The organism is Anaeromassilibacillus sp. An172, from assembly GCF_002160515.1.
Classification (GTDB): Bacteria; Bacillota; Clostridia; order Oscillospirales; family Acutalibacteraceae; genus Limousia; species Limousia pullorum.
Map to the genome: position 1 here is coordinate 115,199 of NZ_NFKS01000004.1, position 25,077 is coordinate 140,275.

Sequence of the window (25,077 nt, forward strand, 5' to 3'; positions counted from 1 at the left end):
TTCTGATAACTATACATATACAAGTTTTCATTCATTTGCCATTATACAATTACCTGTTAATGAAGTCAACAAAAACAGGACTATTCCTTAATAAAATATTAAGGCTGGAAAGTTTAAAAAATTATGCATAATATCTATCAATTTCAAATGATTTGTGGTAGAATACATTCATACAGTGCTTAGAGGGTATGACATCATTTGCATACTTAAAAACATAAACAATATTGATAAAAAAGCATGTGCGCTGTATAAATATCTTATTTTAGGAGCAGGAGAAAATTATATGCAGGACGATTTACTCAAGAGAATTAACGAACTTGCAAAAAAGAAAAGAGAACAGGGACTTACAAAAGAAGAGCAGGATGAGCAAAAGGCTCTCTATGCGGTTTATCTCAAAAACTTTCGTGAGAATTTCGACAAGCAGCTTGATTCGGTAAGTGTAAAAACTCCCGACGGCAAGGTTATTCCTTTTAAGGAGTTTAACAGAAAAAAAGATTTATAATTGATGGTGCAGAATATTATTTATAGAAAGATAATTTGAGGTGATTTTTTTGAACGAAAACGCAATAATGGGTATTGTTATATTCATTTGTATATTGTTTTCCGCATTTTTTTCGGGTACAGAAACAGCTTTTTCTACAGTAAATCAGGTAAGACTTAAAAGCTATGCAGACAGCGGCAGTAAAAAGGCAAAGCGTGCCAAGACTGCTCTTTATATCTGCGACAACTACGACAAGACTATTACCACTATTCTTATAGGAAACAACATAGTAAACCTGGGCGGTTCTTCACTTGCCACAGTTTTGTGTATGAATATCTGGGGCGACATGGGTGCGGCTATCGCTACCGGCGCAACCACATTTTTGGTTTTGACATTCGGCGAGATTATACCTAAATGTATAGGAAAAGAGAGCAGTGAAACCATTGCCCTTTATACAGCCGGAATACTCAGAGTATTTATGTTTGTTCTTTATCCTATTGCGCTTTTCTTTATAGGACTGAAAAGTATAGTTATAAAGATGCTGAGAATAAAGAACGACGCACCATCTGTTACAGAAGATGAGCTTAAATACATAATAAATAGTATCGAGGAAGAGGGCGTGCTGGAACAGCAGGAAAAAGAGCTTGTGCAGTCAGCCTTGGACTTTGACGAAAAGACAGCCTTTGAAATCCTCACACCGAGAGTTGACATGACCGCAGTTGACATAGACAGCGATTATGAAACAATGAAAAAGACAATCCTTGAGGAGCGTTTTTCAAGAATACCGGTATATCAGGGAAATTACGATAATATAATAGGTATAATCCACAGCAGAGATTTCCTTGAGGAAATGGCTATGAGCGTAAAGCCAAATATCAAAAAGCTTATTCAGCCTGCCCAGTTTGTTTACAAGAACCAGCGTCTTTCCGATATCCTTACCGAATTTAGAAAAAACAAGCACCATATGGCAATAGTAATCGACGAGTACGGCGGAACATTGGGACTTATCACAATGGAGGATTTGCTTGAGGAAATTGTGGGAGAAATCTGGGACGAGGACGAGGAGGAAGAAAAGCTCTTCACAAAAATCGAGGACGGAACCTACAAGGTAAGCGGCGATATGCCGTTGGAAGAGGTATTCGGACTGTTTGGTGTAAGCACAAGAAATCTTGATACGGACAGTATAACAATAGGCGGATTTTTCCTTGATAAAAAGGGTGAAATTCCAAAGGCGGGAGATTCTTTGGAGATTGACGACCTGAAGATTACCGTTATGGAAATAGAGGACCAGAGAATTATTACCCTTCTTGTTGGCTATTCAGATAAGGAAGAACCTGCTGAAGAACAAAAATAAAAACTAAAAATTTTCATAGAGGACGTGCATTTTTGTGCGTCCTTTTTATTTTTTAAGGGTAAAAATTTCCAATGTGAAAATGCTTAAAATAAAGAGTAAAAAACAGTTGAAGAAGTGTTGCAATAATGTTATAATCAAATTTAAAGCTATGCATTTTGAGGCTTTTTTCGGGAATAATTTTCTCGGAGGTGTTTTCAAATGGCAAAAGCTGAAAAGAAAAATACAAAGAGCAAAAAGCTCCGACAGGCGGTTTCCGAAGAGGAAAATCCGGTGGAACAGGCTCAGGAGGAAGAGGAAAACAGTCCCCAGTCGGCTCCAATGGAGGACTGCGGCATGATAGCTGCCAGTCACAAGGGGAAAAATATAAGGTGTCTTACGATTATCGGGGAGATAGAAGGTCATTTTATATTGCCTGCTCAGAACAAAACTACAAAATACGAACACGTTATTCCTCAGCTTGTAGCGGTGGAGGAGGATCAGAATGTTGACGGACTTTTGATACTTATAAACACCGTGGGGGGAGATGTGGAGGCGGGTCTTGCCATTGCAGAGGTTATCTCCGGAATGAAAAAACCCACGGTTTCAATTGTTTTGGGAGGCGGACACTCAATCGGAATCCCTTTGGCTGTGGCGGCTAAAAAGAGCTTTATCGCAAGAAGTGCTTCCATGACAGTGCATCCCGTAAGGACAAACGGGATAACCCTGGGAGTGTCCCAGTCCTTTGAGTATTTCAAGAGAATGCAGGACAGGATAAATAACTTTGTCTGCCGAAATTCCAATATTTCAAAGGAAAGATACAGCGAGCTTGTGCTGAATACTGGAGAGCTTGTGATGGATGTGGGAACAATTCTTGAGGGCGAGGACGCTGTGGAAGAAGGTCTTATAGACAGCGTGGGAAGCGTCAGCGATGCTATGGAGTGCCTTTATTCCATGATAGGAAAAGGAAGCTCAAGGACAAAAAGAAAATCAAAGCAGGAAAAAGAAAACAATTAAGGTCAGAAATGCCGCATAAGGGAAAGTCCTTTGTGCGGCAGTCACAACGGAGGTACATAATGTCAATTTTTGAAGCGATTATCAACGGTATCGTGCAGGGATTAACAGAATTTCTGCCAGTATCCAGCAGCGGTCATCTCTCCATAACTCAGCATATTTTGGGAGTTACCGACAATAATCTTTTCTTTAACGTAATGCTGCATATCGGTACTTTGTTTGCGGTATGCGTATTTTACCACAAGCTTATCTGGAGACTTATCAAGGAGTTTTTCGCACTTGTAAAGGATGTATTCACAGGAAAGTTTAAGTGGTCACAGATGAACGAAGAGCGCAACATGATTATGATGCTCATAATCGGTCTTTTGCCTCTGTTCTTGCTGTTTGTTCCGATTCCTTTTGCCGGAGTCAACGGAAAAGACCTTGCTGATATCTGGACAGGTCAAAAGTATTTTATAATTGTAGGTTTTGCACTTCTTGCAACCTCAGTTCTTCTCACTTTGGGAGATATTAAAAACAAGAAAACAACTCTCAGATACAAGAAAGCCGGAAAGCTTCGTGCAGACGGCGCAGGCAGACGCAGACTTAAAGTGGGCGACGCAATAGTTGTTGGTCTTACTCAGTGCTGTGCAGCTGTATTCCCCGGACTTTCACGTTCAGGTTCAACACTTGCCGCAGGTGAGATGAGAGGACTTAACAAGCAGAAAATGCTTGATTACACCTTTGTTCTTGCAATTCCTTCAATCCTTGCAGCTGCGGTATTGGAGCTTAAAGACGCTTTGGGTGCAGAGGGCGGACTTACAGGAAATGTAAGCGTCGGTGCAATTATTGCCGGAATGCTGGCCGCAGCTATTGTGGGATATCTCTCAATAGTTCTCTTTAAGTGGCTTCTTAAAACCGATAAGATGATTGTGTTTATTGCATACACAGCTATTGTAGGTATTGCTGTAATTATAATAAGTATTATTGAAATATCCACCGGTGTAAACGTATTTACCGGTATGCCAATCGTTTAAAGCCTGGTGTTTAATTTAAATAATTAAAAGACAGGAATAAAAAATCGGAGGTGAGGGGATTGGCAGCGACTAAAAAAACAAGCGGAAAATCAAAAAGCTCCGCATCTTCCAGAAATTCTTCAAAAGGCAGAACGGCTTCAAAGACCCAAACTTCTAAAAGAAAAAATACAAAAAATCAGTCCCAAAGAGAGGGCATGAGCCCCAGAGTAAAGGCTATTTTATATGCTGCCGCCTGTGTTGTATCAGCTATGCTTTTGCTGATACAGGGCGGTCTTGTATGGGGATTTTTCAGGAGTGTTCTTTTCGGTATATTCGGAGTGGCGTCCATAGGACTTCCGGCGTTTCTCGGATACATGGCATACATAACCACAAAGGAAAGAACGCTTTTTAAAGGAAGCATGAAAATGTGGCTTGCTGCCGGTATTGTATTTGTGCTGGACTGCTTTTTCTATCTGTTCAGTTCGGAACAGTTTTTGGAAACGGGATTTTTCACAGCTATGAAAAACCTTTACATGCAGTCAGCTTCCTCAGCTACAATATTTACATGCAGAGGCGGTATTCTCAGCGGACTTTTGGGATATCCCATGCTTCAAAACATGGGTTATGTTCCCACAATTCTCATATATGTGCTTGCTTTGGTTGTCTTGATTATGCTAATCACCGAGAGCTCAATTTCTGATGTGGGAAGAGCTGTAAAGAAAGCCGGCAAAAAGTCAAATGCTGTTGTGGGCAGAACCTTTGATATGGCAAAGGAAGCCAAGGAAAAGCACCGTCAGAAAAAGGCTATTGAAAGACAGCAGGAAGAAGATTTGTATTACAGCGATTATCCGCCGGATATTCAGTATGATGTTGAATACGGATATAACGACGAATATTATGAGGAAACTCAGCCTCAGTATACAAATAATCCGTATATGACTGTTGACCAAAGAGTTGGAAGCATAGATATTCCTGTGGACGGAATGTCATCACAGGGAAAAGCTCCCCAGAAACCACAGAGGGACAACAGCGGAAATTTGGGTTCTCAGCTGGTTGACGCAGTGAGAAAGGGAAACAAAAGGACAAATGTTTCCGATATAGCAAAAGAAATTACCAGAAAAAAACAGAAGGATGAAACCTTTAACACAGACAGCTCCCAGCCTTTGGCGGACGGTATAGAAAACCCTTTTGCAGGTGTCAGCAAGACCGCCGTTCTCAATAGTCAGGAGGAAAGTGAAGCTCATCAGACTGTAGAGTATAAGCTTCCGCCTGTTCAGCTTTTGAAACCTCCATCATCATCAAACGATTTGGGCGCAATGGAGGAGCTTCAGGGCAACGCCAAAAAGCTTATCTCCACCTTGGAAAGCTTCGGAGTAAAGGCTGAAATCGTGAATATATGCCGTGGACCATCAGTAACCAGATACGAGCTGTCACCGGCTCCCGGCGTTAAAATAAGTAAAATAACAAACCTTGCCGACGACATAGCTCTAAACCTTGCCGCAGACGGAGTAAGAATTGAAGCTCCTGTTCCCGGCAAAGCCGCTGTGGGTATAGAGGTTCCAAACAAGGTTGTAAACATGGTTTCAATACGTGAGCTTATCGACTCCGACCAGTTCAGAAAGGGCAAAAGCAAGCTCACCTGTGTGCTGGGAAGAGATATCACCGGCGATATTGTAACCCTTGATTTGGCAAAAATGCCCCACCTGCTTATCGCAGGTACAACCGGTTCAGGTAAGTCTGTTTGCGTAAACGCACTGCTTTTGAGTATACTTTATAAAGCTACTCCCGAACAGGTAAAGCTTATACTTATCGACCCGAAGATGGTTGAATTTTCAAAGTATAAGGGAGTTCCACACCTGCTTATTCCGGTTGTGGCGGACGCCAAAAAAGCCGCCGGCGCACTTAACTGGGCGGTTTCCGAAATGCTACAGAGATACAAGGTATTTTCAGAGTTTGAGTGCAAGGACATATATTCCTTTAATAAGCTTGTAGAAGCAAACATCAAGTTTATGGAGGAAAACAGTACAGACGAGGAAGAGCGTCCAATGGAAGTAAACGGTCTGCCCGTTCCAAAGGAAAAATTCCCTCAGATAGTTATCGCCATTGACGAGTTCGCCGACCTTATGATGGCTGCTCCCGGCGAGGTTGAAGAGTCTGTATGCCGTCTTGCACAGATGGCAAGAGCCGCAGGTATGCACTTGGTAATCGCCACACAAAGACCGACAGTAAACGTTATCACAGGTGTTATCAAGTCCAACATCCCATCAAGAATTGCCTTGAAGGTTGGTTCAAATACAGACTCGAGAACAATTCTGGATATGGGCGGCGCAGAAAAGCTTATAGGTAAGGGCGACCTGCTCTATATGCCTGTAGGTGCGGCAAAGCCCATACGTGTGCAGTGCTGTTTTGCTTCCGACGACGAAATCGACAGGGTAACAGCCTACACCAAGAAGATGCACAAAGCGGCGTATAACACAGAAATCGAAGAGAAAATAAGAAGAATTGCCGCCGAGGAGATAAATTCCAAGGGTAAATCCTCTGAGACGGTTGATTCGGAAAGTGACGACGACCACGATTCAATGATAGAGGAAGCGATTAAATGTGTTCTTGAAGCCGGTCAGGCTTCGACCTCTATGCTTCAGAGAAGACTGAAAGTGGGATATGCCAGAGCCGGACGAATGATAGACGAAATGGAACAAATGGGAGTTGTAGGTCCCTATCAGGGTTCAAAGCCCAGAGAGGTTCTAATGACATATAATCAGTGGCTGGAACGAAGCAATTTGAGATTTGACAGAGCTCCCGAAAGCGGAGCCGTAAACAACGAGGAAGAGGAAACGCCGTAAGGCTTTTCTCTTCCTTTTATATGTAAGGCTTTAGTTTTCTTAAAAGATATGATATAATGGAAAAAACGAAACAGACTGCTGCGGAGGTTTAGAATGGCTTTTTTACCTATAAATGGAAAAGAAATGAGAGAAAGAGGCTGGGACGGCGTTGACTTTGTAGTTGTTACAGGCGACAGCTATGTTGACCACCCCTCTTTCGGTACTGCTATTATATCCAGAGTTTTGGAAGCTGAGGGTTACAAAGTGGCTGTTCTTCCTCAGCCAAACGTAAACAGCGACATGGATTTTAAACAGTTCGGACAGCCACGACTGGGTTTCATGGTTTCTTCAGGAAACATCGACAGCATGGTTGCCCACTACACCGCCGCCAAAAGAAAGAGAAGCGACGACGCATACACAGCAGGCGGAAAGGCCGGCAAGCGTCCGGACAGGGCGGTTATTGTTTATTCACAGAAAATTAAGTCAATATACCCCGACTCTCCGGTTATAATAGGAGGTCTTGAGGCTTCACTGAGAAGATTTGCCCATTATGACTACTGGGACGACGCTGTGCGCCCATCTATTCTTTTTGACAGCGGCGCTGATATTTTGTCCTACGGAATGGGCGAAAAGCAAACCATTGAAATAGCCGACAGATTAAACAGAGGTTTTCCCATTGAAAGCCTTTACGACATAAGGGGCATATGCTATGCTGTGGACACAAAGGACTACACTCCGGGCCCGGCGGTGGACTTGCCATCCTATGAAAGGGTAAAGGAAAATAAAAAGGACTACGCCATAGCCGCAAGAAAAGAGCTTGAGGAGTCCGACGCTGTAAGGGGACGTGTGGTAATTCAGCGTCACGGTAAAAAAATTCTTATACAAAATCCCCCTATGACGCCTCTTACTACAGAGGAGCTGGACAGGGTTTATTCACTTCCTTATGAAAGATACTATCATCCATCCTATGAAGCTTTGGGCGGAGTTCCGGGTATTCAGGAGGTTGAGTTTTCCATAACCCACAACCGTGGGTGCTTCGGCGCATGTAATTTCTGCTCCATAGCATTCCATCAGGGAAGAGCTATAACTGTAAGAAGCATGGAAAGCGTTATTGACGAGGCGAAAAGACTTACTGAAAACCCGCGCTTTAAGGGCTATATACACGATGTGGGCGGCCCTACAGCAAATTTCCGCCTGCCTTCCTGTAAATTGCAGGAAAAAGCAGGTCTTTGTAAAAACAAGAAATGTCTTGCGCCTACACCCTGTAAAAATCTTCAGGTTTCACATACCGAATATATAGAAATGCTGAGAAAGCTGAGGTCTTTGCCGAAAATTAAAAAGGTATTTATAAGAAGCGGAATAAGATTTGACTATCTTATGGAGGATGAAAGCCGTGAGTTTTTCAGAGAGCTGGTAGCTCATCACATAAGTGGTCAGCTTAAAGTGGCTCCCGAGCATTGTTCGGCGGCGGTTTTGGACAAGATGGGCAAGCCTCATATTGAGGTTTACAAAAAATTCCAGGATGAATTTTACAGGACAACCAAAAAGATAGGCAAGGAACAATATTTGGTTCCTTATCTCATGAGTTCTCACCCAGGCTCTACAATGAAAGACGCTGTGGAGCTGGCTCTGTTTTTGAAAAGGGAAAAAATACATCCCGAACAGGTTCAGGATTTTTATCCAACGCCGGGAACAATTTCAACCTGTATGTTTTACACAGAGCTTGACCCCTACACATTAGAGCCTGTTTATGTTCCGAAAACTCCCGAGGAAAAGGCGATGCAGAGAGCTTTGCTCCAGTATTTTAACCCGAAGAACAAAGCCCTTGTAATAAAAGCTCTTAGAATTGCCGGAAGAACCGATTTGATAGGAACTGGCAAAAACTGCCTTGTAACTCCCGATAGGTCTTTTGTACAAAATAATCAGCAAAAGAACAGAAACAGCGGAAAGAGTAAGCTTTCCAAAAATAAAAAATTATCAAACAAAAAGAAAAGATAGAAAAAAACAACCCCGGAATATTATTCCGAGGTTGTTTTTCTAAAATGTTTGGGAGACTATTGACTTGGAGTTATCTTCAAGTGTTATCATAAATTAAAAAAAGGATGGAGGTTTTCTTTATGACGATTGCCCAAGTCAGCGAAAAATACAATATAAGTGCCGACACTCTCCGCTATTATGAAAAAATAGGACTTATTCCGCCTGTCCGCAGAACCCCGGGAGGTATAAGGGATTATTCCTCCGAGGATTGTGGTTGGGTTGAGTTTATAAGGTGCATGAGAGATGCCGGCGTACAGGTAGAGGCTTTGGCGGAATATGTCAAGCTGTTCCAGCAGGGGGATGCAACAAAAGATGAAAGAAAAAATATCCTGATAGAACAGCGTCAAAAGCTTGTTGAGCAGCTTGAAAAAATACAAAAGTGTATTGAAAGGCTGGATGTAAAAATAAATAATTACGACGGAATAGTTGTTACCGCCGAAAATAAACTTAGAAACGGTTTTGCAGATGGTGAAACCTCAATTTGTGAAAAGTCTTAAGGCAATCTGCATATAGTGTTTATAAAGCAGTCCGAATCTGTGGCGGTACACATCTTTCCAGGGTTTTGATTTTCCGCAGAAATGAAGTATTGCAGTGTTTCTCATAACCCAGTCAGCGTCCGCTGTTCCTCCGCTTCGGAGAAGATAACTGCTGTAGTTTCTTGCATCGTAATTCCAGATAAAATCGTTGATTTCCAGAATTTTATTTCCATAAAGTACGTTTAAAATGTCCTGGTCTGGAAGTATAAGCTCACGGCTGTGGGTCTTGGCAAATCTGAAAATCTCTTCGGGATTTACTTCTCTTCTTGCCATAGGAAGATTTATCAGAAGTACGCCGGAGTTGTAGTATTTGGTTGCTGTCCCCAGTCTAAGTTTGTTTACGCTGTTTGATATATCGGTTTTTCCTGTATGAGCGGCGGCTGCGAAAATATTGCCGCCCATATCCATATCCCAAAGGGGACGGAGAGGATTTATAATAAGCAGATCAGGGTCAAGATAAATTATCTTATCAAGGTCCTCAGGGAGAAGTTTTTGAGCGCAAAGGCGGTAGTACATTTCCTGAGGATAGAGCTTGCCTGTTGGTATGTCCTGAAAATATTTCTCGTCTACCAAAATAGGGAAAAATCCATAACCGAATTTCTCCATTGTCTTTTCAGTTCCGGAAAGACGATTTTTTGAAATGCCTCGGTGAATAAGGTATATGTTGAATTTCTCGCCCGGATTGTTTATATACAAAGAGGTTAGCATTACACTGAGCTGAGGCATATAGTTTTCATCTAAAGTTACCAGTATATTTATTGGTTGCAAAATATCTCCCCTTTATTTTTTGATTGTATTGCTGCCTTTTTGAAAAAGGTAATCACTACTGTTATTGAGAAATTTTATTGCAAAAATGGGAAAAAAACAATAGACAATTTTGCTTTTATGTATAATATTTCCTTAAAAAATAGAAATATAAATAGAAATATATTTTTATTTGGAGAATATTGTAAAAATACATCATTATATGGTTTATACTGAAAAAATATATTGAAATTTTTTAATATAAACAGAAATAAAAATATAAATCGGACAACAGTTTTGTATCCGATTTTTTTCTTTATGCGCTTTATTTATTTAACATGTCATATGTTGTAACAATCGAAACAGTTTCGTCGCTTATGGTAACAATTTTGATAATATTGTTGAATTTAGAAAGTCCTCATTATATAATGAACTTGGCAAGTGTATTTTAATTTTTTTATGTTTAAGAATTAAAAAAAGAGGTAAAATTATTGTTAGGAGCGTATGTATGGTATTTTCAAGTTTGTTTTTTATCTACTTTTTCCTTGCTCTGAATCTCTTGATTTATTCAAGGATGCGTGATATTAAATCAAAGAACATAGTAATGCTTGTATTTTCTTTGATTTTCTATTCATGGGGCGGTCCGCAGTATCTGCTGCTGCTTGTGTCGATGACCTTTGTAAGTTACATAATGGCGTTGTGTATACACACTTACAGGGAACACGAAAAGTTGTTTTTGGTCATAGAATGTGTGATTATGCTGGGGCTTTTGGGCGTGTTTAAGTATGCCGGATTTATGCTCGGCAGCTTTAAGGCTCTTACCGGTATCCCCGAGATTATTCCGGAAATCGCCCTGCCTATAGGTATTTCCTTTTACACATTCCAGCTTCTTTCTTATGTTGTTGACGTTTACAGAAAAGAAGTTCTTCCTCAGAAAAAATTCTGGCTTCTGCTTTTGTACGCCAGTCTTTTCCACCAGTGTATCGCAGGTCCTATAGTAAGATACAAGGACGTTGAACATGATATCTCAAACCGAATTGTTTTACAAAAAGAGGTTGACCGTGGTATCAAGCGTTTCTGCATAGGCCTTGCAAAAAAAGCTATACTTGCCAATGGATGCGCAGTTGTTGCCGATACATTCTTGATTACAAGTGACGCAGCTGCTCTTGCAAAAATTCCGGCAATGGGAATTTGGCTGGGTGTATTCTGCTTTGCTTTGCAGATTTATCTTGACTTTTCAGCCTATTCAGATATGGCGATAGGTATGGGACTTATGGTTGGTTTCCATTATAAGGAAAACTTTAATTATCCTTACCTTGCAAATTCTGTTACCGACTTCTGGAGAAGATGGCATATTTCCTTGAGCACATTCTTCAGAGATTATGTTTATATTCCGCTGGGCGGAAGCAGATGCTCTAAGAGCAGACTTGTTTTCAACCTTTTTGTTGTGTGGTTTTTGACAGGTATGTGGCACGGCGCAAGCTGGAACTACATTCTCTGGGGACTTTACTTTTTCGTATTCCTTGTTTTGGAAAAGAATTTCCTTTTGGAAAAATTCAAGACACTTCCCGGAATTGTCAGCCATCTGTACGCCCTTGTGGTTATATATTTCGGATGGATTTTGTTTAAGTTCGAGGACTTCAACTGCCTCGGCACAGCGTTAAAGGGAATGTTCGGACTTAACGGAAACGGATTCAGCGGACTTCAGGTAGGTCTTACCTTCAGAAATAATATTTTCTTCCTGATTTTTGCTGTATTGGCAGTAACTCCAATCTTTGCAATTATAAGAAGAGGAGTTATAAAGTGGTACAAACAAAGGAATGCAGTTCCGTATCTTGTTTACGGATATGAGATAGTAGCTCCTGTTGCTATGCTTATTCTTTCAACAATGGCTCTTGTAGGCAACAGCTACAACCCGTTCCTTTACTTCCAGTTTTAAAGAAAGGGAGGCGATATTGTGAATAATAATCCGAAAATAAGTAAACAGGATATGAAAAGAAAAAAGGCTTTTAAATCCTATCTTAAAATTAAAAGGGATGTTTTCTTCGGTGTTTTGTTTCTTGTGGCTGTTTTGGGTATAATAATTCCTTTAAGACCAACAGTTTCCACAATAGAAAAAAGAACACTTACAACTTTCCCGGAATTTACCTGGCAGAGTTTTATTGACGGAACATACTTTAACGGGATTTCAACATGGTATGCCGACACCTTCCCTTTCAGAGAAGCTTTGCTTACCGCCAATTCAGCAGTTAAAGGACTTTATGGACTGCAAAGCGAACAGCTTGTGGGAAACTCCGATAAAACCGGTGATGAGATTCCTGATACTCCGGTACTTCCTTCATCTGATGAAACCACGGAAGCTACAACAGAAGCCACAACAGAAGCGGCAACAGAAGAAACTACAGAAGAGCAGCTTCCCGACGGCGCAATACATGATATACCGGAGGCTTCCGGAAATGTCTATGTAACAGGCGATACGGCTTTTGGTCTTTACTATTTCAGCACCGACGGTGCAAACGCCTATGTCAATATGATTGATAAGGCTCAGAAAAAGCTTGACGGTGTGGCAAATGTCTATGATATCCTTGTTCCTACCAGTGTTGGAATTATGCTTGATGAGAATGCTCAGGAGGCAATCGGTTCCAGCAATCAGGGAAAAGCCATTGACTATATTTACTCAAGCATCAACAGTGTAAACAAGAATATCACCACAGTAAATGCATATGATACACTAAAAAATCACAACAGTGAGTATATCTATTTCAGAACAGACCACCACTGGACAGCTTTGGGAGCATACTATACCTATGTTCAGTTCTGCAACGCTAAGGGAGTTGAGCCTACTCCTTTGGATGAATATGAAACAATCGAATTCCCGGGATTTGTAGGTACATTCTACTCCAGCAGTAACCAGGCTCCGTCACTTTTGGAAAATCCTGATACAGTTACCGCATATTATCCAAAGACTACAAATGATATGTACTATATAGGCTCAGACCTTTCTACTATTCAGTGGAATATCATTATGGACGTTACCGGATGGGACAGAGCTTCACTTTACAGCTGTTTTGCCGCAGGTGACGAGATTTATGCCCAGATTGATAATCCTAATGTAAACAACGGACAGTCCTGTGTTGTTATTAAGGAGTCTTACGGAAACGCATTTATTCCTTTCCTTGCAGACCATTACGAACACATTTATATTGTTGACTATCGTTATTTCTATAAGTATCCGGATTACAACAACAGCGTATATCAGCTTGTTACAGAAAATGATGTAGATGACGTTATTTTCATCAACAACGCTGACGCAATGACAAACCCCAACGCCGCAGAGCTTATGAGCGATATGTTCAACTAGATGATTTTAAATTTCACAGAGGAGAAGTATTATGAGTGAAATTAAAAATAATGGAAACAGACGTTACAGTGAGGAAGCTCCTGTAAAGCCTGAAAAGAAAAAAAGAAATTTTCTTCCGGCAATCATAACTATTTTAACTATTATAATTATAGCCGGTGTGGTTGTGGCTTTTTATCCTGAAATAATTTTCGGCGATAAAGACAGCCAGGGGAATGACAATAACCAGACTTCAACCACCGCCGAAACCACAGAGGAAAACACTGAGGAATCACTTCCGGACGGCTCTCTTCATGTTGTGCCCGAGGCGGCAGGAAGCGTTTATGTGGCAGGAGATACAGGCTTCGGCGCATACTATTTCAGTGAAAGCGCAGCCGATGTGTATGTTGAAATGATTGACAAAGCCCAGAAAAAGCTTGACGGCATTGCAGATGTATATGACATACTTGTGCCTACCAGCGTGGGAATTATGCTGGACGATGAAAGTCAGGAAGCAATGGGCATAAGCAATCAGGGAGACGCAATAGACTACATATATTCCGGTATCAGCGAAACAAACAGCAATGTAAAGACAGTTGATGTTTTCAGCACACTGAAAAATCACAACAGCGAGTATATCTATTTCAGAACAGACCACCACTGGACAGCTTTAGGCGCATATTATGCCTATGTTCAGTACTGCAACGCTAAGGGAATAGAACCTACTCCTTTGGAAGATTATGAAACCATTGAGTTTACAGACTTTGTAGGAAGCTTTTACTATGAAAGCGACAAAGTGGAAGCTTTGGCTGAAAATCCCGATACCTTGACAGCATATATTCCAAAGACCACCAACGACATGATGTATGTGAATGAAAACCTTGAGGAAATTCAGTGGAATATTATAATGGATGTTACAGGCTGGGATAATTCCTCATACTACAGCTGTTTTGCAGCAGGCGATGAGATTTACGCCCAGATTGACAATCCAAATGTGGATAACGGCGAGTCCTGCGTGGTTATAAAGGAGTCCTACGGAAATGCATTTATTCCTTTCCTTGCAGACCACTACGAGCATATATATATTGTTGACTACAGATATTTTTACGATTATCCCCAGTACGAAAACAGCGTGTATAAGCTTGTAACAGAAAACAATGTAAATGATGTTATCTTCATAAATAATTCCGACGCTATGACAAACACAAGCGCTTCGGAGCTTATGAGCGACATGTTTAACTGATAAATAAAAAAAGAGCTGAGACAAAAATCAAAGTTTGCCTCAGCTCAATTTTTGTGCAAATATTTTACCGCAACAGAAAAAGCTCCAGAATAATTTAGAAACAAAATGAATTAGCATTCTATTATTTTAGCTCTGTACAAGCCCTGCTTTTTTAACTGTTCGGCTACATCGTAAACATCAAACCCGTTGATTGAAACACGTCTGCATTCACCGGGAGTTTCCTGTGAAAAAGTGTTCCATACAGTGATAAGATTATCGGTTTCCGTAAGACCGTAACGCTGTAAAAAAGGAATAAAACGGCGGGGAAAAGAGGAATAGAACGCCGTAAGCTTGTACTTTTGAATAAACATTTCCTCGTTATTGACATGTGAAGCCACCGCAAATTGAGACATGCCGTCTTCCAGTAAAATTTGTCCGTATTTCTCCATAATATCGTCAATCTGACTTTTTGTCTGTCCGTCAAGATAGCATACCTCTTGATGAAAGGTGTTGCTGTCTCCCATCTTTCGTTCTTCATGGATGGAAAGAGGCAGCTGCAGTACAAAAAATAAAGGTTCGGGCAGGCTGTGATAAAACTCAGTGAGCATAGGTTTTAATTTTTCAAAGCTGATATTTGCATAAATGGACTTTCCTTCGTACACCTGAAATTGTTCCTGAATTTTATCCGGAAATGGTATTGTTACTCCTGGTGCAGTTTGAAACATTTGTTTTTATCTTTTCTTTTTTGATTTTATGATATTGCTTGCGCAAAATTATTTTAAGTAAACTAAAAAAGTCCGAACGCATTATGCATTCGGACTTTTTGGTGCCGGTGGCCGGACTCGAACCGGCACGGTATCGCTACCGGTGGATTTTGAGTCCACTACGTCTGCCAATTCCATCACACCGGCATGTCGTGTAACAGCTGTTATTATACAACATTGTTTTCAAAAAATCAAGTGCTAATTTTCTTTTTTACCGTATTTTTTTATTTTTTTCAGTTAATAACGCTGATTTTTAAAAATTTAACATTTTATTATGGGTTTATGTATTGCTTTAAATTGGGATTTATATTATAATATTAACTGTATGGCAGAAACATATGAAGTTCGGCATACTATTATGCCGCTATAGCTTTAGGAGGAATTGTAATGAATAAAGCAGAAATGATTTACGAAGGTAAAGCAAAGAAAGTTTATGCAACTGACAACCCTGATTACTGCATAGTTTCCTACAAGGACGATGCAACAGCTTTCAACGGCCTCAAAAAAGGCACTATCGTTGGCAAAGGCGTTGTTAACAACAGAATGAGCAACTTCATGTTCCAGAAGCTGGAAGAAGTTGGAGTAAAGACACATTTCGTTGAGGAGCTCAACGACAGAGAAACAGTTGTTAAGAAGGTTGAAATTGTTCCTCTTGAGGTTATCGTTAGAAATAAGGCTGCAGGCAGCCTTTCAAAAAGACTCGGTCTTCCTGAGGGCACACCTATGAAGACTACTGTTCTTGAGTTCTGCTACAAGAACGACGATTTGGGCGACCCAATCGTTAACGAGTATCACATTCTGGCAGCTGAGCTTGCAACTAAGGAAGAGGTTGACAAGATTGCTGAGATGGCTTTGAAGGTAAATGACTACATGGTTCAGTTCTTCAAAGAGTGCAATGTTGACCTTATCGACTTTAAGCTTGAGTTCGGCAGATTCCACGGCGAAATCCTTCTTGCTGACGAGATTTCACCTGACACATGCCGTTTCTGGGATATCAACACAGGCGAGAAGCTTGACAAGGACCGTTTCCGCAGAGATATGGGCGGCGTTGAAGAGGCTTATGCCGAAATGATGAGAAGACTTGGTTTATAATATTATCGGACGATTTGTCTGTAAAGGCAGGCGGCAAAGTTTTTAACTTGCCGCTTGTACTTGTTAATTAAGGTTTTATAAATTTTTGAATAATTTCAATCTAATGTGAATTTTATTTAACTTATAGCCTTTCATCACAGAGTTTTGAAAATTACGGAGGAGTAAAAATGGCCAGAGATACCTATGAATCACCCTTGTCATCAAGATATGCCGACAAGGAAATGAAATATCTTTTTTCACCGGATATGAAATTCCGCACATGGAGAAGACTTTGGATTGCCCTTGCAGAAGCTGAAATGGAGCTTGGTCTGCCTGTAACACAGGAGCAGATTGACGAGCTCAAGGCTCACAAGGACGACATAAACTATGAGGTTGCCGAAGAAAGAGAAAAGCTTGTCCGCCACGATGTTATGAGCCACGTATACGCTTACGGTGTTCAGTGCCTAAACGCAAAGGGTATTATCCACTTGGGTGCAACTTCCTGCTATGTTGGCGATAACACAGATATAATCATTATGACTGAGGCTTTGAAGCTTGTTAGAAACAAGCTTGTAAATGTTATCAGAGAGCTTTCCGTTTTTGCTGACAAGTACAAGGCTCTGCCAACTTTGGCTTTCACTCATTTCCAGCCTGCACAGCCTACAACCGTGGGAAAAAGAGCTTCTCTGTGGATTCAGGAACTTATGATGGACTTGGAAGATGTTGAATACCAGCTTTCAAAGGCTAAGCTTTTGGGTTCCAAGGGTACAACAGGTACACAGGCAAGCTTTTTGGAGCTTTTCGAGGGCGACCACGAAAAGGTTAAGGCTCTTGACAAGAAGATTGCAGAGAAGATGGGATATCAGGGCTGCTTCCCTGTTTCCGGTCAGACATATTCAAGAAAGCTTGACACACAGATTCTCAATGTTTTAAGCTCAATAGCACAGAGCGCAGCAAAGTTCTCAAACGATATAAGACTTTTGCAGCACCTCAAGGAAATTGAAGAGCCATTCGAGAAAAATCAGATTGGTTCATCAGCTATGGCTTACAAGAGAAACCCAATGAGAAGCGAGAGAATCGGTTCACTTTCAAGATATGTAATGGTTGACGTTTTAAACGGAGCATTTACAACAGCTACACAGTGGTTTGAAAGAACCTTGGACGACAGCGCAAACAAGAGATTGAGCGTTCCGGAGGCTTTCCTTGCAGTTGACGCAATTTTGAACCTCTATGCAAACGTAGCAGACGGTTTGGTTGTATATCCAAAGGTTATCGAACAGCGTCTTAGAAAAGAGCTTCCGTTTATGGCTACAGAGAATATCATGATGGACGCAGTTAAGTACAGAGGCGCAGACCGCCAGGTTCTCCATGAGAGAATAAGAGTTCATTCAATGGCAGCTTCTAAGGTAATCAAGGAAGAGGGCGGAGAAAACGACCTTCTTGAGAGAATTGCCGCTGACCCTGCTTTCGGCGTAACATTGGAAGAGCTTGAAAGTATTTTGCAGCCTGAAAAGTACACAGGCAGAGCGAAAGAGCAGACAGAGGAATTTTTGAGAGATGTAGTAGAGCCTGCTCTTGCAAAGTATAGCGATGTTGAGCTTGAGAAAGCAGAAATTAACGTGTAAGTTATAAGGATTTTATTTAATCCAAAAGATAAAGAAAAATATATTGTTAAGGAGCAGAAAAAATGGTAAAAGCTATTGTTGGCGCTAACTGGGGCGACGAGGGCAAAGGTAAAATTACCGATGTTTTAGCTCAGGAAAGCGACATTGTTATTCGTTTCCAGGGAGGAAGCAACGCAGGTCATACCATAATCAACAATTACGGTAAGTTTGCACTTCATCAGCTTCCATCCGGTGTTTTCCACCAGCATATTTTAAATATTATCGGCAACGGCGTTGCTTTCAGCGTGGAGAATTTTGTTAAAGAGATGAAATCCTTGGAGGAGAGAGGAGTTCCGAAGCCAAATATCGTTGTTTCCGACAGAGCACAGATTGTTATGCCTTATCATGTGGCTTTCGACTGCTATGAAGAGGAAAGACTTGGTAAAAATTCTTTCGGTTCTACAAAAAGCGGTATCGCTCCTTTCTATTCAGATAAATATTCAAAGATTGGTTTCCAGGTTAACGAGCTTTTTGACGACGTGGACAGCCTCAAGGCAAAGATTGTTCACGCTCTTGAAATCAAAAACGCTACTTTGAGAAATCTCTACAACAAGCCTGAAATCACAGTTGACGAGATTTTCAACAAGCTTATGGAGTATAAGGAAGCTTTGGCTCCTTATGTTGCAGATACATTCAGCATTGTTTACGAGGCTGTAAAAGCAGGCAAAAACATTTTGCTTGAGGGTCAGCTGGGCGCACTTAAAGATACAGACTTCGGTATTTATCCGATGGTTACATCTTCAAACACAATCGCAGGCTACGGCGCAGTAGGCGCAGGTATTCCTCCTTACGAGATTAAAGAGGTTGTAACTGTTGTTAAGGCTTATTCCAGCGCAGTAGGAGCAGGCGAGTTTGTAAGCGAGATTTTCGGCGAAGAAGCAGACGAGCTTAGAAGAAGAGGCGGCGACGGCGGCGAGTACGGCGCAACTACAGGCAGACCAAGAAGAATGGGCTGGCTTGACCTTGTGGCAACAAGATACGGCTGCCGTGTTCAGGGCACAACAACAGTTGCATTTACAGTTCTCGACGTTTTGGGTTATCTTGATGAAATCCCTGTTTGCGTTGGCTACGAGCTTGACGGAAAAGTTATCGACTATTTCCCATCAACAACAAAGCTTAAGAGATGCAAGCCTGTTTTGAAGGTTCTTCCGGGCTGGAAATGTGATATTTCAAATATTAAGAAGTATGAGGATTTGCCGGAGAACTGCAGAAACTACATTGAGTTTGCAGAAAAGGAAATCGGCATTAAAATCGGTATGGTTTCCAACGGTCCTTCAAGAGACCACATAATCTACAGATAATTTTATTATTTTAAATTTTTGATTTAATTTATTTCGGCTGTAAGCCGACGGAGGTAAAGATGATAGCATTAGGATGTGACCACGGCGGTTACGGAATTTTGTCCGCAGTTAGAAAGTATCTTGACGAAAAGGGCATTGAATACAAATATTTTGGCTGTTTCAGCGAGGAAAGCGTTGATTATCCTTTGTACGCTTATAAGGTAGGTAAGGCTGTTTCAAGCGGCGAGTGCGAGCTTGGTATTCTTTGCTGCGGCACAGGCATAGGTATTTCTATGGCGGCAAACAAGGTTAAGGGGATTAGAGCAGCTGTTGTAAGCGATGAATTCTGCGCAGAGATGACAAGACGTCATAACAATGCAAATGTTCTTTGCATGGGCGGCAGAGTAATTTCATCCGATATGGCTGTAAGACTTGCGGAAATTTTCCTCACCACTGATTTCGATGGCGGAAGACACGAAAACAGAGTTAACATGATAACTGAAATCGAAAACGGTACTTTTGAGGATAAAGAGTAAGTTATCATTCAAGTTTTGACAGAAAGAAGACGTGAATTTATGGAAAATCAGGTTACTGTTTTTGACCATCCACTTATACAGCATAAACTTACATTTATGAGGGACAAAAATACCGGCAGCAAGCTTTTCAGAGAGCTTGTTTCAGAGGTTTCCATGCTTATGTGTTACGAGGCTACAAGGGATTTGCCTTTAAAAGAGGTTGAAATCGATACTCCTATGGCTTCTACAACTTCAAAGGTAATCGCAGGCAGAAAGCTTGCATTTGTTCCTATTCTCAGAGCAGGCTGCGGCATGCTTGACGCAATGCTCAGCATGGTTCCTGCTGCTAAGGTTGGACATATCGGCCTTTACAGAGACGAAATAACACATCAGCCGGTGGAATATTACAAAAAACTGCCCTCTGATATTTCAGAGAGAGATGTTTTTGTTCTTGACCCAATGCTTGCAACAGGCGGAAGCGCAGTTGACGCAATCACAATCATCAAGCAGAGCAAGCCAAGGTCAATAAAATTCCTCTGCATTTTGGCAGCTCCTGAGGGAATCAGAGCTTTGACTTCAGCTCATCCTGACGTTCAGGTTTACTGCGCAGCAAAGGACGAGGGACTTGACAAGAACTGCTATATTCTCCCGGGTCTCGGCGACGCAGGCGACAGAATTTTCGGAACTAAATAATTTTTTAATCAATAAATAAAAAACGGCAGCTTACCCCTGCCGTTTTATTTTTTATATCTGCCGTGCAGGGGGAACATATAGAAATGGGGATTGATTACACGGCAGGCGGGACGTTTTGATTTGAAAATTGGAATGGTTATGCTACAGTTAGCTTTGATGTAAAAATAGTATAGAACACCAAAGTATGATGAACTTATTTTCTAAGTAAGACCTGTATGTGAGTAAACCCGGGATTCCAAAGGGACCACCGTTCCTTTGGCAGGAGGTTCGGAGGACAGAGTCCTCTGGGGAGCAACCTTTTGCTGAAAAAACGTACTTAATAGATGTAAGGGGATTGTCGCTTGATGAGGGGTGATGATGTGGAGGATGTAAAAATAATTGATTTGTATTTTCAGCGTGACGAAAAAGCTATTGATGAAACCGATAAAAAATACGGTCAGCTTTGCTATTCAGTGGCAAAAAATATTTTGAATGATAAAGAGGATGTAAAAGAGTGTGTAAGCGATACGTATATGAATTTGTGGAACACTATACCGCCGGTAAAGCCTCTTAATTTCTCTGCTTTTATATGTAAACTAACTCGAAATCTCTCATTGAAAAAACTTGACTATAATAACGCAAAAAAGCGTTCTCCGGAACTTGTGACAGCGTTGTCAGAGCTGGAAAATATAATCTCATCTGAAAATGTAACTGAAACAATAGAAAATAAAGAGCTGGGCAGTATCATCAGTGAGTTTTTAAAAGAAGAAAAAGAAACCCAAAGGAATGTTTTTATAAGACGATATTGGTTTTTGGACTCAATACAGAGCATTTCGGAAAAATACGGTTTCAGTCAAAGCAAGGTTAAATCAATGCTTTTTCATACAAGAAAAAGGCTAAAGGCTTATTTGAAAGAGAGGGGATATTGAGCATGGGAGAAATCAAAATTCTTGAATCATTGAATTATATTGATGATATTTTGATTTCTGACGCAATTTTCCATAAAACAGTTAGAAGGTCAGATAAGCTGCTAAAAAATAAAATCGTGAAAATAGCTGTCTGTTTAGTATTTTTATCTGCAATATTGGGTTGTGCGTCGTTTTTTAATACTCAAAATCATAGCTTGCCTTTTTCTTTAAAAGTTTACGGAGAAAGTGAAAAAGGGGAAGTGCAGGCAATTGATATGGAAATAGATAAAAAAATACCGATTGACCTTTTTGAAACAAAATCAGGAGTGAAAGGTTTTGTTTTTTCTTATGATAAACCGGATAAAAATGTTCCGTCAGCGGTCGCAATTGTTTCGGAAGGTGATTATGACGGAATTGAGGAAGAAATATTGAAAATGGCAGACGACAGCACACAAAATTACATATTTTATGTACCTAACGAATACGATAACACGCCAATCGAGCAATCTTTCTTTGTTTCTGGTTTTGAGAAGGACATATTATATGAAATTCATCTTATAATAAATAAGGAAGGTGATAAATATTATGTGAATTTGAAGAGATAGGTTTTTATTTTAAGATATGAAATGAAGGTGATAGTATAGAAGAATAAGTTTTAATTATGATATTACGAAAAGTGATTGTTTATGAAAAAAAGTAAAATGATAAAAATATTAACTGTATTAATGTGTTTTTTTATGTTTTCGTCTAGTGTTGTTGCAGAAGAGATAGCTGCAAATAATGATGACCAACTTAGTTTACTTCTGAATGATATTAATAATGAATATGGAACAAACTTTCATATATTATCTGATAGCGAGTTAGAATATTATGGGATTCCAAAGACTATTCCACAGAAATTATCTTCTTCAGAGCTTAATGATTTAGAACAATATTTACGTTATATAGCAGAGATAAAAATGCCTGAGTTTGAAAAAGAAACACAGGAAGCGTTAAGTATTATGAAAAATGTTGAAGAAAATGTGGTTAATAAGGATGGTTTAGTAAAAAATTCAATAATGTCAAATAATACAATAGTAGCAAGGAGAGCTATTAACTATGCAACTGCAATTGCAGAGGCCTACACTATAAAAGATTTTTATGGTAATACTATATGGGGAAGTGTAGTTCATGCTGCATGTTCATCTAATATGTATCAACCAATTTGGTTTTTAGCACCATCTCCAACAGTTCAACATATTGATAGTGGCAGAACATTATTATGGACCGGTGAGGGAGACTATTTTTCTTATGTTAATGGAACCCAGATTTATTTAGGAAGCGGTACTCAGCATACAGAATTATATATTAAAAGTTATATTTAATTCTGTAATTTATTTACAATTTATTAAATATAAAAACGGCAGAATCAATCCTGCCGTTTTTTCTTTTATAAATCAACTGTCCTTCAAGAAGTTTCATAAAAAATAAAAGTTTGTAAAATACTATTGTTTGTGATATACTAAAACATTGACAATGTCTTTTTTGGGGTGTATTATAGAAATAAACGAACTATTGTTCCTAAACTATAAAAAGAGGTGCGAATATGGGCGATTTTAAACTTCATTCACCTTATAAACCAACCGGCGACCAGCCGGCGGCTATAGATAAACTTGTGGAAAGCATAAACAGCGGACACAAGGAACAGACCTTGCTGGGAGTTACGGGTTCCGGTAAAACATTTACAATGGCTAATATTATTGAAAAAGTTAACCGCCCCACACTGGTGCTTGCCCACAACAAGACTTTGGCGGCTCAGCTTTGTTCAGAGTTTAAGGAGTTCTTTCCGGAAAATGCTGTTGAATATTTTGTTTCCTACTACGACTATTACCAGCCGGAGGCATATATTGCCAACACGGACACATATATAGAAAAAGACAGCTCTATAAACGATGAGATAGACAAGCTTCGCCACAGCGCTACACTTGCTCTGGCGGAAAGACGTGACGTTATCATTGTTTCTTCGGTTTCCTGTATTTACAGCTTGGGTGACCCTATTGATTACCGAAACATGGTTATTTCTCTGCGTCCCGGTATGGAAAAAAGCCGTGACGAAATTATAAAAAAGCTTGTGGAAATCCAGTATGAGAGAAACGACATAAACTTTGTGAGAAATAAGTTTCGTGTCCGTGGAGATGTGCTGGAGATTTTTCCTGCCTCTTCCGGAGATAAAATAATCCGTGTGGAGTTTTTCGGGGATGAGATAGACAGAATAAGCGAGATAAATCCTCTGACCGGAGAGCTTATCTCGGTTTTGAAGCACGCCGCAATTTATCCGGCTTCCCATTATATTGTATCAAAGGAAAAAATGCAGACGGCTGTAAAAGAGCTGGAAAGAGAGCTGGAGGAGCGTCTGGAATTTTTCAGAAAACAGGGAAAGCTTTTGGAGGCTCAGAGAATAGAGCAGAGAACAAGATACGATATTGAAATGCTTATGGAAATAGGCTTCTGCACAGGAATTGAAAACTATTCAAGAGTGCTTTCCGGCAGAGAGCCGGGTTCTGCTCCCTTTACCCTTTTAGACCACTTTCCAAAGGACTTTTTGTTGTTTGTGGACGAGTCCCATGTTACATTGCCTCAGGTAAGGGGAATGTATGCAGGTGACAGGGCGAGAAAGGAAAGCCTTGTGGAGTACGGTTTCCGCCTGCCATCGGCTTTTGACAACAGACCTTTGAATTTTTCGGAGTTTTACGATAGGATAAATCAGGTTGTGTTTGTCAGCGCAACTCCGGGAGATTTGGAAAAGGAAAAAAGCTCGGTTATTGCGGAACAGATTATCAGACCTACAGGTCTTTTGGACCCGCTTATTTCCGTGCGTCCTGTTGAAGGACAGATTGATGACTTGATTTCCGAGATAAACATGAGAACGGAGAAAAAGGAAAGAGTGCTTGTGACCACTCTCACCAAAAAAATGGCGGAGGATTTGACCGCATATTTTGAAACCATGGGCATAAAGGTAAGGTATATGCACCACGATATAGATACGGTGGAACGAATGGAGATTGTCCGTGATTTGCGTTTGGGTGAGTTCGATGTTTTGGTGGGAATTAACCTTTTGAGAGAGGGTCTGGATATTCCTGAGGTTTCTCTTGTTGCAATCCTTGACGCAGACAAAGAGGGATTTTTGAGAAGTGAAAGGTCACTTATTCAGATTATAGGACGTGCGGCGAGAAATGCTCACGGTGAGGTTATAATGTACGCCGACAGTGTTACCGACTCTATGGCAAACGCCATAAGAGAGACAAACCGCCGCCGTGAAATACAGAATAAATATAACGAGGAACACGGAATTGTTCCTAAAACAATAGTTAAAAAGGTTTCTGATGTTTTGGAGATTTCTTCAAAGGGAGAAACTACCGAGAAGAAGTTTGGTAAGCTTTCAAAGGCTGAAAAACAAAAGCTTATTGACGAGCTTACAAGAGAGATGAAGGATGCGGCAAAAATGCTTGAATTTGAACACGCCGCATATCTGAGAGATAAGATAATGAAATTACAGGGAATTTCCGATAAAAAAGGAAAGAAGAAATAAATTATAAATAAGTTAATTGAGAGCGAACCATTCCCAATAATAAGGAAAAGGTCTCGCCCGACCTGAAAAGACGTTAATTTTTTATTGCGGAGTAATGCAGGTCGGAATAAAAAATAC

21 protein-coding genes and 1 tRNA gene are annotated in these 25,077 nt (G+C 40.4%); 19 read left to right on the plus strand and 3 right to left on the minus strand.

Going from position 1 to position 25,077, the window contains the following annotated elements:
* Positions 1–283 precede the first annotated feature (283 nt).
* The 7 genes from B5F08_RS03405 to B5F08_RS03435 all read left to right on the plus strand — a co-directional run bounded on the left by B5F08_RS03405 (position 284) and on the right by B5F08_RS03435 (position 9,176).
* Complete coding sequence (locus B5F08_RS03405; protein WP_087376423.1) at positions 284–502, plus strand: DUF896 domain-containing protein; 219 nt, start codon at positions 284–286, stop codon at positions 500–502.
* A 49-nt stretch (positions 503–551) separates the two neighbouring features.
* The gene (locus B5F08_RS03410) at positions 552–1,835 is read left to right on the plus strand and encodes an HlyC/CorC family transporter (protein ID WP_242968229.1); all 1,284 of its coding nucleotides are present in this window, start codon (positions 552–554) and stop codon (positions 1,833–1,835) included.
* A gap of 198 nt (positions 1,836–2,033) precedes the next feature.
* Positions 2,034–2,828, plus strand: coding sequence for a ClpP family protease (locus B5F08_RS03415; protein WP_087376424.1), 795 nt, complete (start codon positions 2,034–2,036; stop codon positions 2,826–2,828).
* Positions 2,829–2,887: 59 nt separating this feature from the next.
* Entirely contained in the window at positions 2,888–3,841 is a 954-nt protein-coding gene (locus tag B5F08_RS03420) for an undecaprenyl-diphosphate phosphatase (protein WP_087376425.1), read from the plus strand.
* Positions 3,842–3,900: 59 nt separating this feature from the next.
* A complete protein-coding gene (locus B5F08_RS03425) occupies positions 3,901–6,663 on the plus strand; it encodes an FtsK/SpoIIIE family DNA translocase (RefSeq protein ID WP_242968230.1) in 2,763 nt (920 codons plus the stop codon).
* A gap of 93 nt (positions 6,664–6,756) precedes the next feature.
* Positions 6,757–8,640 carry a YgiQ family radical SAM protein gene (locus B5F08_RS03430; protein ID WP_087376426.1) on the plus strand — a complete coding sequence of 628 codons (1,884 nt, stop codon included), beginning with the start codon at positions 6,757–6,759 and terminating at the stop codon, positions 8,638–8,640.
* A 119-nt stretch (positions 8,641–8,759) separates the two neighbouring features.
* Complete coding sequence (locus B5F08_RS03435; RefSeq protein WP_087376427.1) at positions 8,760–9,176, plus strand: MerR family transcriptional regulator; 417 nt, start codon at positions 8,760–8,762, stop codon at positions 9,174–9,176.
* Here the strand turns inward: B5F08_RS03435 and B5F08_RS03440 are convergent.
* Entirely contained in the window at positions 9,156–9,983 is an 828-nt protein-coding gene (locus tag B5F08_RS03440; protein WP_242968233.1) for a glycosyltransferase family 8 protein, read from the minus strand. The genes B5F08_RS03435 and B5F08_RS03440 overlap by 21 nt on opposite strands.
* Before the next feature lie 484 nt (positions 9,984–10,467).
* Between B5F08_RS03440 and B5F08_RS03445 the strand changes: the two genes are divergently transcribed.
* Genes B5F08_RS03445 through B5F08_RS03455 form a run of 3 tightly spaced genes read left to right on the plus strand, consistent with a single transcriptional unit; the run spans position 10,468 to position 14,539 of the window.
* Positions 10,468–11,898, plus strand: a complete 1,431-nt coding sequence (locus tag B5F08_RS03445) for an MBOAT family O-acyltransferase (RefSeq protein WP_087376429.1) — start codon at positions 10,468–10,470, stop codon at positions 11,896–11,898.
* Between the two features lie 18 nt (positions 11,899–11,916).
* Positions 11,917–13,320, plus strand: coding sequence for a DHHW family protein (locus tag B5F08_RS03450; protein WP_087376430.1), 1,404 nt, complete (start codon positions 11,917–11,919; stop codon positions 13,318–13,320).
* 31 nt (positions 13,321–13,351) lie between these two features.
* The gene (locus B5F08_RS03455) at positions 13,352–14,539 is read left to right on the plus strand and encodes a DHHW family protein (protein WP_087376431.1); all 1,188 of its coding nucleotides are present in this window, start codon (positions 13,352–13,354) and stop codon (positions 14,537–14,539) included.
* A 110-nt stretch (positions 14,540–14,649) separates the two neighbouring features.
* On the opposite strand, the gene B5F08_RS03460 is transcribed toward B5F08_RS03455, so the two are convergent.
* Together B5F08_RS03460 and B5F08_RS03465 are read right to left on the minus strand one after the other, a co-directional pair.
* Positions 14,650–15,180, minus strand: a complete 531-nt coding sequence (locus B5F08_RS03460; RefSeq protein WP_158096199.1) for a hypothetical protein — start codon at positions 15,178–15,180, stop codon at positions 14,650–14,652.
* A 162-nt stretch (positions 15,181–15,342) separates the two neighbouring features.
* A tRNA-Leu gene (locus tag B5F08_RS03465) sits at positions 15,343–15,429 on the minus strand.
* Positions 15,430–15,669: 240 nt separating this feature from the next.
* Between B5F08_RS03465 and purC the strand changes: the two genes are divergently transcribed.
* The 9 genes from purC (at position 15,670) to uvrB (ending at position 24,960) form a co-directional block, all read left to right on the plus strand.
* Positions 15,670–16,374, plus strand: a complete 705-nt coding sequence (gene purC, locus B5F08_RS03470) for a phosphoribosylaminoimidazolesuccinocarboxamide synthase (RefSeq protein ID WP_087376433.1) — start codon at positions 15,670–15,672, stop codon at positions 16,372–16,374.
* 167 nt (positions 16,375–16,541) lie between these two features.
* Complete coding sequence (gene purB, locus B5F08_RS03475; protein ID WP_087376434.1) at positions 16,542–17,978, plus strand: adenylosuccinate lyase; 1,437 nt, start codon at positions 16,542–16,544, stop codon at positions 17,976–17,978.
* Positions 17,979–18,040: 62 nt separating this feature from the next.
* Positions 18,041–19,318, plus strand: a complete 1,278-nt coding sequence (locus B5F08_RS03480; protein ID WP_087376435.1) for an adenylosuccinate synthase — start codon at positions 18,041–18,043, stop codon at positions 19,316–19,318.
* 59 nt (positions 19,319–19,377) lie between these two features.
* A complete protein-coding gene (gene rpiB, locus B5F08_RS03485; protein ID WP_087376436.1) occupies positions 19,378–19,833 on the plus strand; it encodes a ribose 5-phosphate isomerase B in 456 nt (151 codons plus the stop codon).
* 39 nt (positions 19,834–19,872) lie between these two features.
* On the plus strand, positions 19,873–20,505 hold the full coding sequence (gene upp, locus B5F08_RS03490) for a uracil phosphoribosyltransferase (RefSeq protein ID WP_087376437.1): 633 nt from the start codon (positions 19,873–19,875) through the stop codon (positions 20,503–20,505).
* Between the two features lie 344 nt (positions 20,506–20,849).
* Positions 20,850–21,413 carry an RNA polymerase sigma factor gene (locus B5F08_RS03495; RefSeq protein WP_087376438.1) on the plus strand — a complete coding sequence of 188 codons (564 nt, stop codon included), beginning with the start codon at positions 20,850–20,852 and terminating at the stop codon, positions 21,411–21,413.
* Between the two features lie 2 nt (positions 21,414–21,415).
* A complete protein-coding gene (locus B5F08_RS03500; protein WP_087376439.1) occupies positions 21,416–21,997 on the plus strand; it encodes a hypothetical protein in 582 nt (193 codons plus the stop codon).
* An 81-nt stretch (positions 21,998–22,078) separates the two neighbouring features.
* Positions 22,079–22,756 carry a hypothetical protein gene (locus tag B5F08_RS03505; protein ID WP_087376440.1) on the plus strand — a complete coding sequence of 226 codons (678 nt, stop codon included), beginning with the start codon at positions 22,079–22,081 and terminating at the stop codon, positions 22,754–22,756.
* 221 nt (positions 22,757–22,977) lie between these two features.
* On the plus strand, positions 22,978–24,960 hold the full coding sequence (uvrB, locus tag B5F08_RS03510; protein WP_087376441.1) for an excinuclease ABC subunit UvrB: 1,983 nt from the start codon (positions 22,978–22,980) through the stop codon (positions 24,958–24,960).
* Positions 24,961–25,077: the final 117 nt, after the last annotated feature.